This is a genomic window from Parolsenella sp. LCP21S3_E11, assembly GCF_052118165.1.
Classification (GTDB): domain Bacteria; phylum Actinomycetota; class Coriobacteriia; order Coriobacteriales; family Atopobiaceae; genus Parolsenella.
Window position 1 is genome coordinate 94,801 of sequence record NZ_JBQKHS010000006.1, and the last position, 14,306, is coordinate 109,106.

12 protein-coding genes are annotated in these 14,306 nt (G+C 60.4%); 3 read left to right on the forward strand and 9 right to left on the reverse strand.

Annotated features, from left to right (window positions below):
• Window positions 1-40: 40 nt before the first annotated feature.
• The gene (locus ACTQ1Z_RS06795) at window positions 41-466 is read left to right on the forward strand and encodes a C-GCAxxG-C-C family protein (RefSeq protein WP_320680366.1); all 426 of its coding nucleotides are present in this window, start codon (window positions 41-43) and stop codon (window positions 464-466) included.
• A 171-nt stretch (window positions 467-637) separates the two neighbouring features.
• On the opposite strand, the gene trpS is transcribed toward ACTQ1Z_RS06795, so the two are convergent.
• The gene (gene trpS / locus ACTQ1Z_RS06800; RefSeq protein WP_320680368.1) at window positions 638-1,699 is read right to left on the reverse strand and encodes a tryptophan--tRNA ligase; all 1,062 of its coding nucleotides are present in this window, start codon (window positions 1,697-1,699) and stop codon (window positions 638-640) included.
• Window positions 1,700-2,121: 422 nt separating this feature from the next.
• Between trpS and nrdD the strand changes: the two genes are divergently transcribed.
• Both nrdD and nrdG read left to right on the forward strand, forming a co-directional pair.
• Window positions 2,122-4,344 (forward strand): anaerobic ribonucleoside-triphosphate reductase, encoded by a 2,223-nt coding sequence (gene nrdD / locus ACTQ1Z_RS06805; protein WP_441859781.1) that lies wholly within the window; start codon window positions 2,122-2,124, stop codon window positions 4,342-4,344.
• A gap of 77 nt (window positions 4,345-4,421) precedes the next feature.
• Complete coding sequence (gene nrdG / locus ACTQ1Z_RS06810) at window positions 4,422-4,973, forward strand: anaerobic ribonucleoside-triphosphate reductase activating protein (RefSeq protein ID WP_441859783.1); 552 nt, start codon at window positions 4,422-4,424, stop codon at window positions 4,971-4,973.
• 133 nt (window positions 4,974-5,106) lie between these two features.
• Here nrdG and ACTQ1Z_RS06815 read toward each other — a convergent pair whose 3' ends face one another.
• The 8 genes from ACTQ1Z_RS06815 to aroF all read right to left on the reverse strand — a co-directional run bounded on the left by ACTQ1Z_RS06815 (window position 5,107) and on the right by aroF (window position 14,254).
• A complete protein-coding gene (locus ACTQ1Z_RS06815; protein WP_320679471.1) occupies window positions 5,107-6,069 on the reverse strand; it encodes a type II 3-dehydroquinate dehydratase in 963 nt (320 codons plus the stop codon).
• A gap of 162 nt (window positions 6,070-6,231) precedes the next feature.
• Entirely contained in the window at window positions 6,232-7,527 is a 1,296-nt protein-coding gene (locus tag ACTQ1Z_RS06820) for a shikimate kinase (RefSeq protein ID WP_441859786.1), read from the reverse strand.
• Window positions 7,527-8,672, reverse strand: a complete 1,146-nt coding sequence (locus ACTQ1Z_RS06825) for a bifunctional chorismate mutase/prephenate dehydratase (RefSeq protein WP_441859788.1) — start codon at window positions 8,670-8,672, stop codon at window positions 7,527-7,529. Before ACTQ1Z_RS06825 ends, ACTQ1Z_RS06820 begins: the two co-directional genes overlap by 1 nt.
• 25 nt (window positions 8,673-8,697) lie before the next feature.
• Window positions 8,698-9,846, reverse strand: coding sequence for a chorismate synthase (gene aroC, locus ACTQ1Z_RS06830; protein WP_441859790.1), 1,149 nt, complete (start codon window positions 9,844-9,846; stop codon window positions 8,698-8,700).
• 11 nt (window positions 9,847-9,857) lie between these two features.
• A complete protein-coding gene (gene aroA, locus ACTQ1Z_RS06835; RefSeq protein WP_441859792.1) occupies window positions 9,858-11,168 on the reverse strand; it encodes a 3-phosphoshikimate 1-carboxyvinyltransferase in 1,311 nt (436 codons plus the stop codon).
• Window positions 11,169-11,180: 12 nt separating this feature from the next.
• Complete coding sequence (gene aroB, locus ACTQ1Z_RS06840) at window positions 11,181-12,326, reverse strand: 3-dehydroquinate synthase (protein ID WP_441859794.1); 1,146 nt, start codon at window positions 12,324-12,326, stop codon at window positions 11,181-11,183.
• Window positions 12,326-13,234, reverse strand: a complete 909-nt coding sequence (locus ACTQ1Z_RS06845) for a prephenate dehydrogenase (RefSeq protein WP_320679456.1) — start codon at window positions 13,232-13,234, stop codon at window positions 12,326-12,328. The genes aroB and ACTQ1Z_RS06845 overlap by 1 nt, the downstream gene beginning before the upstream one ends.
• Window positions 13,235-14,254 (reverse strand): 3-deoxy-7-phosphoheptulonate synthase, encoded by a 1,020-nt coding sequence (gene aroF / locus ACTQ1Z_RS06850; RefSeq protein WP_320679454.1) that lies wholly within the window; start codon window positions 14,252-14,254, stop codon window positions 13,235-13,237. It lies immediately after the preceding gene.
• Between the last annotated feature and the right edge of the window lie 52 nt (window positions 14,255-14,306).

Sequence of the window (14,306 nt, forward strand, 5' to 3'; positions counted from 1 at the left end):
CTTGATTGTTGTCGCGTGATACGCGGCGAAAGGAGTCGTTTTGGAATCTAGAGCCGTCCTTGCAGCAGAACGCCACACGAAAGGCTACAACTGCGCCCAGGCCGTTGCCTGCACCTATTGCGACCTCGTTAGCGTTTCTGAGGAGGAGGCCTTCCGTTCGACCGAGGCCTTTGGCCTTGGCATGGGCGGGATGCTTGGCACCTGCGGGGCGCTTTCCGGTGCCGTCTACCTCGCAAGCCTCGCCACGAGCGACGGCAACCTCGAGAACCCGTCCACCAAGAAGGCGAGCTACGCCCTCTCTCGCGAGCTTCTCAATCGATTCGAGGAGAAGAACGGTTCCGTGACTTGCCGTGTCCTCAAGGGCCTCGAAGGCGAAGGCTCCGTCGCAGTCCCGTGCCCCATCTGCATCTCAACCGCTTGCGACCTCGTCGAGAAGGTCCTCTTCCCCGACACCTTCCTCAAGTAGCTTTGCCCTCTAGGGCAACCCCGTCCGCCGCGAGGCCCGCGAGGTGTTGCTACAAGTTAGGGCCCAGCCCCTCGCTTCGCCACGAGTTCTCTTGCCGCCGTTCTTGCGGCAAGAGCTGTCTGAGTGGAGAAGCGAGGGGCTGGGCCCCTTGCCTTACGTTGGGGTGACTTCCTAGTACGTCATCCCCATGGCCTCGCAGACCTCGGCCAGGGTGGCCTCGGCAATCTCGTTGGCGCGGCGGTTTCCCTCGGCGAGGACGTCCTTCACGTAGTCAAGATCGTTCTCGTAGACGTGACGACGCTCGCGAATCTCGGCGAAGCGGTTGTTCACAGCCTCCGTCACATACTTCTTGAGGGCGCCAGAGCCGCTCATGCCAATTTCCTCTGCGATCTCGACTTCGGAGCGGCCCGTGCAGATGGCGGCGGTGGAAAGCAGGCCGGAGACGCCGGGACGGTTCTCGGGGTCAAACGTGATCATGCGCTCGCTATCCGTCTGGCTCTTCTTGATGCGCTCCGCCGTCTCCTCGGGCGTCATGGAGATGGAGATGGCATTGCCGTAGGACTTGCTCATCTTGCGACCGTCAAGGCCGGGGAGCAGGGGAGTGTCGGAAAGAAGCGCGTTGACCATCGGAAAGACGGGCTTGGTATCCTTGCAGTAGCGCTTGTTGAATTTGCGTGCGATGGTGCGCGTGAGCTCGATGTGCGGAAGCTGGTCGCGGCCAACGGGAACTACGTTGCCCTTGCAGAACAGGATGTCGCAGGCCTGGTGGACGGGATAGGTGAGGAGCAGGCCGGTAAGCTCGTGGCCGCTGGCTTCCATCTCGGCCTTGACCGTCGGGTTGCGGGAGAGCTCTGCCTCGGAGACGAGCGACAGGAACGGCAGCATGAGCTGGTTTGCCGCAGGCACGGAGGAATGCGTGTAGATCATCGTCTTGTCAGGGTCCAGACCGCAGGCGAGGTAGTCCATGACCATGTTGTAGACGTTGTCGCGGATGTGCTCGGTCGTATCACGATCTGTGATGACTTGGTAGTCCGCGATAAGGACGTTGGTGTGGACGCCCATGTTCTGAAGCTCGACGCGGCTCTGCAGGGTGCCAAAGTAGTGGCCGAGGTGGAGGCGACCCGTCGGGCGGTCTCCGGTGAGCATCGTGTAACGCTCGGGGTGCTCGGGCAGGTCCGTGCGGATGCGGTCGCTGCGCTCGAGGGCAACCTCATAGCTTCCTTCGTTGGGCATGTCTCTTCCTCCCGGCGCTTTGCGCGCCATTGTGTTAATCCTCCGGTCTGTAATCCCGGAGTATGGTCGTCATATGCTGTCCAATGGTACGCCATCCCCGACTGAAGGTCGAATCTTGAGCTCCTCGTGTGGGGACTTAGGCCGTTCGCCGAAAGATGGGCGATAGTTGTTTTCTTTGCATTTATTCCATAGGCTCTAGACCTGCTGAAACACAATATCTTGGGGTATAAGAATTTAAACCGCCAGCGGGTTGTATACAACTTGCCAATGTCAAGTCTTCTTTTGTCTTGTTGGTGCGTTAGGATGGAGCCTGCCGGACGCGAGCATGGCAGGCTCCATCCTAACGCACCCGGTGTTCGAAGCGTTATTTTGCGTACAGATTTGCTTCGCGGCCAGTCCGCGACTTGAATTGGAGGCATGCAATGAAGATCGTCAAGCGAAACGGCTCAGAGGTCACCTTTGATGTGAGCAAGATCGTCTCCGCCATCGAGCGTGCCAATATCACCGTTCCGCCCGAGCAGCGTCTCACGCACCAACAAATTCTCGATGCCGGCGACGCTGTTGAGGCTGAGGCTCTTGCCTGCGGTCACACCGTTACGGTTGAGGAAGTCCAGGACATGGTCGAGGACCAGATCATGGCCAAGGGCGCCTTCTCGGTCGCTCGCAACTACATTACCTATCGTTATGTTCAGGGCCTAAAGCGCCAGAACAACACGACGGATGACAAGATCCTCTCCCTCATCGAGTGCAACAACGAAGAGGTCAAGCAGGAGAACTCGAACAAGAACCCCACGGTCAACTCCGTGCAGCGTGACTACATGGCCGGTGAGGTCTCCAAGGACCTCACTATGCGCATGCTTCTGCCCGAGGACGTCGTGGAGGCTCACAACGAGGGCATCATTCACTTCCATGACTCGGATTACTATGCCCAGCACATGCACAACTGTGACCTTGTGAACCTCGAGGACATGCTCCAGAACGGCACCGTCATTTCCGGTACCCTCATCGAGAAGCCCCACAGCTTCTCGACCGCGTGCAACATCGCCACGCAGATCATCGCCCAGGTCGCATCCTCGCAGTATGGCGGCCAGTCCATCTCGCTGACGCACCTCGCCCCGTTCGTCGAGGTCAGCCGTCAGAAGATTCGTCGTGAGGTCCTGCGCGAGCTCGCGACGCTTGGGGTCGAGGCTTCCGAGGAGAAGGTCTCCGAGGTTGTCGAGGTTCGCCTGCTCGACGAGATTCGTCGTGGCGTCCAGACCATTCAGTACCAAGTCGTCACGCTCATGACCACGAACGGGCAGGCGCCGTTCGTGACGGTGTTCATGTACCTCAACGAGGCTCGTAACGCCCAGGAGAAGCATGACCTCGCACTTATCATCGAGGAAACGCTGCGCCAGCGCTATGAGGGCGTTAAGAACGAGGCCGGCGTTTGGATCACGCCCGCGTTCCCCAAGCTCATCTACGTGCTCGAGGATGACAACATCAGGCCTGGCCAGAAGTACTACCACCTGACGCAGCTTGCCGCCAAGTGCACGGCCAAGCGCATGGTGCCTGACTACATCTCCGAGAAGAAGATGCGCGAGCTCAAGCTCTCCCTGGGCGAGACCCCGGGTAATGGCGACTGCTATACCTGCATGGGCTGCCGCAGCTTCCTCACGCCGGATCGCACGGGCAATGGTTATGACAACGTTGCCCGCGCCCTCAACTATCAGCCGGGCAAGCCCAAGTACTACGGTCGCTTCAACCAGGGCGTTGTTACGATCAACCTTCCGGACGTAGCGCTGTCGTCTCAGGGTGACGTCGATGAGTTCTGGAAGATTTTCGACGAGCGTCTCGAGCTCTGCCACAAGGCTCTTCGCTGCCGTCACGATCGCCTTAGGGGAACGCTCTCTGATGCCGCGCCCATTCTTTGGCAGTATGGCGCCCTGGCGCGTCTGCCCAAGGGCGCCCCGATCGACCCGCTGCTGTACGGCGGCTACTCTACCATCAGCCTTGGCTATGCGGGTCTCTACGAGTGCGTGAAGTTCATGACCGGTCACTCTCACACCGATCCGGAGGCCACGCCGTTTGCCCTTGCCGTCATGCAGCGTATGAACGACAAGTGCACCGAGTGGAAGCAGGCCGAGAACATCGACTACTCTCTCTACGGCACGCCTCTTGAGTCGACGACGTACAAGTTCGCCAAGTGCCTGCAGCGCCGCTTTGGCATCGTGCCCGGCATTACCGACCACGGCTACATCACGAACAGCTACCACGTGAACGTCCGCGAGGAAATCGATGCCTTCACGAAGCTCAAGTTCGAGAGCGAGTTCCAGCGCCTCTCTCCGGGCGGAGCCATCTCTTACGTCGAGGTTCCCAACATGCAGGACAACCTCGAGGCTGTTATGAGCCTGCTGCAGTACATCTACGACAACATCATGTACGCCGAGCTCAACACCAAGAGCGACTATTGCCAGGAGTGCGGCTACGACGGCGAGATTAAGATCGTCGAAGATGACGGCAAGCTCGTCTGGGAGTGCCCGCATTGCGGCAACCGTGACCAGAGCAAGCTCAATGTTGCCCGTCGTACCTGTGGTTATATCGGTACGCAGTTCTGGAACCAGGGTCGCACCGAGGAGATTCGCGACCGCGTTATGCACCTTTAGATTCGGAGGGCCCCGTGGCATGAGCCTTGCGGGGCCCTCTTGTGTACCGAGAGCTCGAAACACCATGGGGGAGAGCCGTGAACTACGGAGCCATCAAATACTGTGACATCGCAAACGGAGTTGGCGTGCGTACGTCCCTGTTCGTCTCGGGCTGCCGTGTTCACTGTCCGGGATGCTTCAACGACGAGGCGCAGAGCTTCACGTTCGGCAAGCCCTTCACGCGAGAAGTGGCAGACGAGATTATCGAGAGCCTTCGACCCTCCTACGTTCGTGGCCTGTCGCTTCTGGGTGGTGACCCCATGGAGCCTGAGCACCAGGAGGAACTCCTCGCGCTGTGCGAGCTCGTTATCCGTGAGCTGCCCGAGAAGGACATCTGGTGTTACACGGGCTACGTCTACGACCGCGACCTTGTGCCTGGTGGCAAGCGATACCTCGAGAATGTCACGGACGAATTGCTCGGTTGCATCGACGTTCTCGTTGATGGGCCATTCGTTGCGGCCGAGAAGGACATCACGCTTCGCTTCCGCGGGTCATCCAACCAGCGCCTCATCGACGTTTCTAAGACGCGCGAGTCCGGCGAGATCGTGCCCTGGGTCGATGAGAAGGTCTACTCCACGCGCTCGATGTAGTGCTTCGCAACCCTGACGTCACGCGCTTAGGCGAATCGGCGCTTGGGCTGGCAACGCAAGCAAGAGGGCCTTGCAGCCGAGGGTTGGCTGCAAGGCCCTTCGTGGTTGTGGTGAGTCCGGGCTCTTCGCGGCGCTACATTCCGAGGTGGGCCGCCAGATCGAGGATTGCCTTGCGATAGCCCTCGATTCCCATGCCGGTGACAGTCTCAAAGCAGGCCTGGCGAACGTAGGAGACTTGCCTGAAGTCCTCGCGGTTTTCGACGTGAGAGATGTGGACCTCGACACAGGGGATGGAGACCGCCTTGAGGGCGTCAAGAATCGCAATCGAGGTGTGCGTGTAAGCAGCGGGGTTCATGACGATGCCGTCGTACGTCCCAAGGGCGGCTTGGATCTCGTCGACGATTGCGCCCTCGTGGTTACTCTGATAGCACTTGATATCCCTAAAGCCAGCTTCTGCGGCAGCTGCCTTGCAGGTGCGCACTAGGGCGGCGTAGTCAGCCTTTCCATAGATGCTCGGCTCGCGAATGCCAAGCATATTGATGTTCGGGCCGTTAATCACGAGGAGCGAGCGACCTCCGGTCTTTTTGGGCGCTGGGGAATCACTCACCTTGGTTGAAGAGTTGTCGAGGAAGGCGCGCAGGGCGTCGAGATCCTCCTCCTCAAGCCTCTTGTCATCAATGGCAGCTTGCTGTTGGGCGCGGTAGGACATGCGCCTTCCCGGAGTGATGACAACGCGCTCTACTCGCGAGCCCTTCGCAGGTTCCTCATCATGTTTCTCGTCATGATTCGATTCGCTGTCAATTACAAGCGGGTTGGCGCATGCGTTGCCACTTTCGTTAAGTTCGATTCCAGACAGAATCGCAAACTCGCGTGAGACCCCCTCAATGGAGGCAGGCCCGAGAACAACCTCAATGCCGGAGGTGCCTCGTGTTGTGGTGCCCAGTACGCCCCGAATGCCGCGAAGGCCATCCGTATCAACGGCAGACGGATCAGTGAGGGTGAGCCTGAGGCGCGTGAGACATGTCATTACGCTCATGACGTTGCCCTTGCCTCCGATAGCGGCAAGAATGCTGGTGGCCACGTCCTTGTAGTTCATGCTCTTTCCCCCACGTACTTTTCGTTGCTAATTGGATGGGCCTGAAACAATGCCCTCAATCGTTATATATAGTTCATTACGTTCTCACCAAATGGCCGCATCGTCACTCGAGAATTGCGATTCAAGTTGTCGACGGTTAACATTCGGCGGGTGAGCGGTTGTTTAGATGTTCAATCGCTTGATAATCTCCAAAGCGTCTCCACGAGCCGAGCCCGTGCACGAGACCACAACATCCGCCCATGAAATATAGAGTGGCATGCGCCTTCTCGCCAGCTCCTCGACTCCCGATGCTTGGGAGATGGGTCTTCCCTTGCTCGATAGTTCGTTTAAAGGCCTGTCGAGCATGACGATGGTGCCGTTTTGGTGCATGAGATGGTAATTCTCCGGTCTTGTGACGACCCCTCCGCCTGTGGACAACACGAGCCCACTCCTGCTTGCATAGGTGGAGAGTACATCCGTCTCCATCTCTCGGAACTCATCCTCGCCTGAATCCCGAATGACGTCGGCGGGAGACTTGCCAAAGCGCTCGGTAAATGCGTCATCGAGGTCTATGTGCTCGCGCCCACAAATCTTGCCGAGTTGTCTGCCGCAGGATGACTTCCCGCTACCGGGCATGCCGATAAGAACGATGTTGCCCGTGCTTGCATGGATGTCGTCTAGGATGTCCGTCGCGAGCGCATGATCAAGCTCGCACCCCTGGAAGAGCTCGCTTGCGAAAAGGGCCTGACCAACCAACATCGCGAGGCCAGATTCGTTTGCGATGCCTAGATCCTCCGCGTCAAGGCAGATGCCCGTCCTCGTCGGGTTGTAGACGACGTCGAGCACGCCTATGAGGCTCTTCATCTGCGAGAGCGTATCTTTGGTAACAGGAGAGGCGGGGCAGTTGGGATACATTCCCACGGGCGTCGTGTTCACGATCAGCGCGGCGTCGCTGTGGCGCTCCAAAAGCGTCTCGTAGGTGTCGACGCCCGTGCGCGAGATTACGCTAGCATGAGCGTTCACGTCTTCCAACGCGGCACGAATCGCCTGGGAGGCGCCTCCGGATCCAAGAACGAGAACGCTCTTTGCGGCGAGAAGCTCGCTTGCAGTCTTGTCGAACTCTCGGTTTGCGAACCGCTCTAACATCCAGGCAAAGCCGAGGATATCGGTGTTGTCCGCGAGGATGGTGCCATCCTGCTGGCGTACGAGGGTGTTGGCCACGCCCAGACGCTCGACGCGGGTGGTCCTGACATCGGCAAGGTGCGCCGCATTCTGCTTGTAGGGGATGGTCACGTTCAGTCCGCGCCAAGTCCCGTTGACAATGAAATCCCTAACCTGATCGGACTCGCGCTCTATCAGGACGTAGGGAACGCTTCCGAGGCGCTCGTGAATGACGGGGCTCCAGCTGTGTCCGAGCTTTCGTCCGAGAAGACCGTAGGTGATGGGTGACGTGCCGTCCCACATGACGTTGCCGCTCATTAGACAAGCTCCGAATAGCTGCCGAGATAGCGGTACTCCTCGCATACGTCATCGAGGGATGCGATGAGCGAGGCGAACTCGGGCGCGGCGACGGGGCACTCTACGTCGAAGTAGAACATGAAGTCGAAGTCAGAGTTGGGGATGGGTCGGCTCTCGAGCTTTACGAGGTTGATGTCGAGGGCGTAGAAGCGCGCAAGAACCTTGTAGAGGCTGCCCGGGTCATTCTTGGTGACGACCATGAGAGAGGTGCGGTCGGCGCCAGGATAGATCTCGAGGTCCTTGGCGATACAAGCGAAGCGTGTATAGTTGGCGTCGCTGTCCTGTACGTTGCGAGCGAGTGCGACGAGGTTGTAGAGCTCGGCGCAGGAACGGCTTGAGAGGGCGGCGACGTCGGTTCTGCCGCTTTCGGCAACCATCTTGGCGGCAGCAGCGGTGTTTTCGGCGACGTGAACGGTCACGTTGGGCAGCGAGTCGAGGAACTGCCGGCTTTGGTTGATTGCCTGTTGGTGGCTGTAGATGTCGCGGATGCCTTCGAGCTTGGCACCGGGGAGTGCGAGCAGGTTGTGATCGACCTTAATCCTCACGCTGCGCACGATCGAGAACTTATGGCGCATCATGAGGTCATACACCTGATTAACGGTGCCGGCCGTCGAGTTCTCGACGGGGAGTACGCCATATTTGCAAAAGCCCTGGTCGACGGCGCGGAAGACTCCCTCAAACTCCTCAAAATAGCTTATAGTCGCGTGTTTGAAGAGCCTGTCTGCGGCATGTTGGGAATAGGCCCCCTCGACGCCCTGACAGGCGACGAATGCTGACTGGGGGAACAATGCCGGCGTATCAGATACGGCCCTGCTGATCTGACCGGCAAGAGGAGAGTCCTGGTTATTCTCCGCACTCTGCTGCGCGCGAGAGATCTCCATGATCAGGTTGAAGAGGACCTGTGAGTAATCCCTGAGGGGTTCCGGAACCTTCGACGCAACATCGGCGAGCTTTGCGCGCTCGCGCCCCCTATCGAGTACAGGCTTGTTGTTGGCGCGCTTATACTCCGCGATCTCGTGCGTGCACTGCATGCGCTGGCTGAACAGATCGCAGATCTGCGTATCAATGGCGTCAATGCGCTTTCTGATTTCGGAGAGATCTTGCATGGTGCTCCTGTCGATGGATGTGGGGCTAGATCGCGTCCTGCGTCGAGTCGACGCTCAGCTTTTCGGGCGCGGGCATGGGGAACTTACCCTCTTCTACGAGGGCGTCGAGAAGAGCGAGGGCGCAAACAGCCTCGACGACGGGGACCGCACGCGGGACGATGCAAGGGTCATGCCGGCCACGTACCTTGAGGGGGGCGTTTGTGCCCGTGGCGAGGTCGACGCTGTCTTGCTCGATGCCGATCGATGGCGTTGGTTTGATCGCGCAACGCCAGATGATCGGGGCTCCGGTGGTGATGCCTCCGAGGATGCCGCCGGCGTTGTTCGTCTGTGGCACTACGCTTTCGTGCTCGTAGCGATACGGGTCGTTATTCTCGGATCCGCGAAGGGTGCTCGCGGCAAAGCCTGCGCCAAATTCGACTCCCTTTACTGCCGGGATGCCAAATGCCGCCTTCGCGATGCGGTTTTCGATGCCATCGAACATCGGGTCGCCAACTCCGACGGGCATTCCGTAGGCGGCGCATTCGATAACGCCACCTACGGAATCCCTCTCCGCCTTGGCGGCCATGATGCTCTCGTACATTGCGTCCGCCGCCGCCTTACTCACGCAGGGGAGGGAGTTGGCGAGAATCGACTTGCGCTGATCTTCCGAGAAGACCAGCGGATTCAAAGGGTCGTCAGTGGCCTTCTCGGGGCCAAGCTGGGCAATGTGGGCGACGATCTTAATTCCAAGGCTGGACTCGAGAGCCTGGAGGGCAATTCCTCCTGCGATGCAGAGCGGCGCTGTGAGTCGCCCGGAAAAGTGCCCTCCACCAGCAACGTCATGGTGATTGCCATAACGAACGAACGCCGGGTAGTCTGCGTGTCCCGGACGGGGGACGCGGCGAAGTCCCTCGTAGTCCTGGCTGCGCGTGTTGGTGTTCTGGATCTCAGCGCAGAGTGGTGCCCCGCAGGTGTGTCCGTTGGTAAGGCCGGAGACGAATCGTGGCCTATCTGCCTCGCGACGGGCCGTCGATGTGGAACCTCGTCCCGGAGCGCGCCTGTCCAGAAAGGCCTGGAGTTCCTCGAGGTCAACCTCGATACCCGCAGGAAGACCTTCGACGACGCAGCCGATCGCTTCGGAGTGAGACTGGCCGAACACGGTGACGCGAACGCTATCTCCAATGGTCGAAGACATGGCAAGCCTCCCTAGGCGATTTCGACGACGCCGCCGAGTTGTCGGTAGTCTTCAAAGAACTTGGGGTAGGACTTCTCGACGCATTGTGCCCCGAGAATGGTGACCGGCCCGGTGCAACGAGAGGCGGCAATGGCGGCCATCATGGCGATGCGGTGATCGTTGGCGGCGTCAACGACGCCACCGGGGAGGCTGTCACGCCCGTGGACAACGATGTCGTCTCCCTCGCTGGCGATATCGGCGCCAAGGGCGGAAAGACCTGCTACCACGGTCTCCACACGATCGGACTCCTTGAGGCGGAGCCTCGCGCAGCCGGTGAGACGCGTCTTGCCAGGCGCGAGCGCGGCTACGGCTGCTAGCGGTGGGACGAGGTCGGGGAAGTCCGCGACATTCATCTCGCAACCCTGGGGAGCTCCGGAGTGAACGGTGGCAACCCCACGCATGCGACAGACCTGGGCTCCGAGCTTCGCTAGCGCTGCGAGCATGGAGCGGTCGCCCTGACGGCTGGCAAGGTCGAGGCCCTCGACGGAGACGCCATGTCCGAGCGCTCCGGCGGCAAGCCAGAAGGCCGCGTTAGACCAGTCTCCCTCTACGGAGACCTCGCCAGGGGAGCGATATGGGGTGGAGGGGGAGATGGCAAAGACGGTATAGTCGGCGTTCTGGTCGCGCTCGCTGGTCTCTGTGACGTGAACCCCGAACTGCTCGAGCGCGCTGATCGTCAGGTTGACGTAGGGGCGGCTTTCGATGGGCATCGTCACGCGAACCTCTGAGGGGCCCGCAAGAAGGGGAGCCGCGAGCAGAAGGCCGCTCACGTATTGCGAGCTCACGTTTCCGGGGAGCTCAAAGCGCCCGTTGCGGAGCTTGCCGGAAACCTTGAGCGGGAAGGTGCCCTGCTCGGTGAGGTCGCAGCCTCCAGCGATCAGTTCTTCGTAGAGGGGCGAGAGCGGCCTTTCCGCAAGGCGCCCGTGGCCCGTGAGCGCAGCGTCGCAGCCGAGGGCTGCGACTACAGGCAACATGAAACGTTCGGTTGAGCCGGACTCGCCGCAGTCGAGGAGCGCGCCGCGCGTGCCGACGCGGATGTTGTCAGAGACCGGCGCGCCCGGTAGGGGCGTTACCCGAAGGAGGTCACCCTCGCGCTCGATCTCGGCGCCGAGGGCGTTCAGGCAAGCGATGGTCGCCTCGATGTCCTTCGAGGACGTCGTGCAGCGAATCGTCGTGGGTCCCGGGCAGAGGGCGGCGCAGATCAGCAAGCGGTGGGCCATCGACTTGCTCGCGATGGCCTCGATTTGGCCACCGAGCTCGTGCGGCGTGATGGTTACGTCCATTGACGAAGTCTCCTAGTTGACGCTGGACTGGCTCTGGTCTTCGGCGGCGAAGCCGATACGTGCGGTGCCGCAGCCTTCATCGACGAGGCGGGCGAATTCGGCCATGCTTACGCGGCGAATCTCGACCTTGCCAATGCGGGTGGGCAAGATGACGTTTACGCCGTCACCATGCCGCTTCTTGTCTGACATCGCAAGGTTCACGATGATGTCATGAGGCAGGCGTGTATCTGTCGGGAGCCCATGTGCATAGACGACTCGTTCGATGCGAGTTGCAACCTCTGGGTCGCAGATTCCCTCGGCGGCGGCAGCTCGAGCGATGGCGCAGAGACCTATGGCGACGCAGGTGCCATGCCCTAGCGCGAAGTTGCTTGCGGCTTCGATGGCGTGACCGATCGTGTGCCCAAGGTTGAGGGTCTGGCGAATGCCGTGCTCCTGCTCGTCGGCGTTGACAACGTCGCGCTTGATCTCAACATTCCTTGCGATGACGCGCGCCAGCCTTTCGGTCGGGACGCCCTCGGAGGTAAGAGGCTCGCTTTCGAGGTCATCGAATAGGGACGGGTCTGCAAGTACACCATGCTTGATGACCTCGCCACATGAGTCTCGGAAGAGGTCTTTCGGAATGGTTTTCAAGCAATTGGGGTCTGCGATGACTGCTCGAGGCTGCCAGAAGGCGCCGGCAAGGTTTTTGCCTGCCTCCAGGTCAATCGCTGTCTTGCCTCCGACGGATGAATCGACCATCGCGAGAAGGCTGGTGGGGACCTGGACGACGGAGCAGCCCCTCATGTAACAGGCGGCAGCAAAGCCCGCGAGGTCTCCCGTGACCCCTCCGCCAAGGGCAACGACGACATCGTCGCGGGTTAGTCCCGCTGCGGCAATCGCCTCGAGGCAAGCTGCCCATGTCGCTGCCCTCTTGGAAGCCTCTCCCGCCTCAAAGACAAATTGGGACGTCGTATAGCCCGATACTTCGAGAGTGGCGCGAACTTGGTCCATGTAGAGCGGGGCCACGTTGGTGTCGGATACGATGAAGGCATTCTCACCGCCGGCGGCTTCTCGTACGAGCTCGCCCACGCGGGTGATGACTCCGGGAGTCACATGGACGTCGTAAGACCTTGACGTTGTGTCAACGCGAACGATCACGTCGTTGGAGGCTGAGCCCATTAGACCTCCTCCTCCCTTGCGAGGTCGGCGCGTTTGATGCGGTCGCCCTCGGCCAGAAGTTCGGTGAGCCTCTCGGCGTCGCGCTTTTCCAGAGCATCCTTGTATTTGGAGAGCTCGGTGATGATGGTTCCGATCTCGCTGGCGAGGTTGTCGGCGTCATCGAGGAACAGCTCGCACCACATCGTTGGGTTGAGCCTCGCCACGCGGGTGAGGTCCTTGTAGGAACCGGCAGAGAAGCCGTCGCGGAGTCCTAGCGTGGGACTCTTGACATAGGCGTTGGAAACCACGTGCGCGAGTTGCGAGGTGTAGGCGATGACTCGATCGTGACGCTCGGGTGTGGTAACCGTGAACTTATCGAACCCACACGGAGCGAGAAGGCCTTCGAGCCGGTCTACGAGAGCGAGGCATTCGACACCCCTCACCTCGGGCGCTGGGCAGACGACCATCGGCGCCCCCTCGAACATGTTTGCTCGGGAGTGCGCGTAGCCTGAGAACTGGGTTCCCGCCATGGGGTGACAACCTATGAAGGTGATGTCCGACTCGCGGGCGATCTCGAAGCAAGGCTCGCAGATGGAGCGCTTCACGCCACCAGTGTCGATGACGATGGCATCTGGGTTCACAAGACTCGCGTGCTTCCTAAGCCAGGCAACGCACGCCTCTGGGTAGCAGGCAAGAACGATGAGCTCACAGGTGCCGATGAGCTCATCGGTGAGAACGCCGGAAGTGGTTTCGATGGCTGCGAAGCTCGTGATTTCCTCGTTTGGGTCATAGGCATAGACTTCGTGGCCGCCCTTGGCCAGGGCGCGCGCGAATGAACCTCCGATGAGGCCTAGGCCAACGATGCCCGTGCGGCCGGGGACGATCGAGGGGGAATCAGCCTCGGGATGAGCGTTGCCTTCCACCATCATTTACTCGACCTCCATCGTGACTGCCTCGCGGACGGTGGCGATGCGCGTCATGGCGTCTTTGAACTGCGCGGGCGTGAGTGCCTGCGCACCGTCGGACCAAGCGTGCTTCGGGTCGTCGTGGACCTCGATCTCTAGGCAATCCGCGCCTGCGGCGGTTGCGGCGAGTGCCATCGGGGTGACATAGCGCGTGTGGCCCGTCGCGTGGCTCGGGTCGGCGCAGACCGGCAGGTGCGAGAGGTCATGGAGGACGGGGACGGCGGAGAGGTCGAAGGTGTTCCTCGTGTGGGTCTCAAACGTGCGAATGCCTCGCTCGCAGACGATGACGTTGGGGTTGCCCTCGCTCATGATGTATTCGGCAGCCATGAGGAGCTCGTCGATGGTGCCGGAGATTCCGCGCTTGAGCAGGATGGCGGCCTTGGTCTTGCCAACCTCCTTGAGCAGGGGGAAGTTCTGGGCGTTACGGGCGCCGATCTGCCAGACTTCGATGCCGTGAGACATGAAGGTGTCGACGTCTCGAGGGTCCATGATCTCGGTCACTATGGGCATGTCGAGCTCGTCTCGAGCCTCACAGAGAAGGTCCAGGCCCTTTTCGCCCATTCCCTGGTAGGCGTAAGGGGAGGTGCGGGGCTTATAGGCGCCGCCGCGAAGAAGCGTGGCGCCGGCAGCCTTGACTTGGCGGGCGATGTTGATGAGATTCTCGCCCTCGACGGAGCAGGGGCCGGCGATGACATGGAAGGTGCCGCCGCCGATCTTCACGCCGTGGCCGCAGTCGACGACGGTGTCGAGCGGGTGAAACTTACGGTTGGCCTTCTTGAAGGGCTCGGAGACGCGCTGGACGCGCTCGATGATATCCATGCCCTCAATGAGGTACGGGTCAATCTGGGTGGTGTCGCCCACGAGGCCTACGATCGTCGCGTTATAGCCCTTGGACACATGGGCGTCGAGGCCCTTGCCGTGAATCCAGGAGACAAAGTGGTCAAGCTGCTCTGGCGTGGCGGTGTCCTTGACGACGGCGATCATGCGATTCTCCTTTGGCGCTATCTGGGGTCAACCCGAGTTTTAGTTAGTTGAC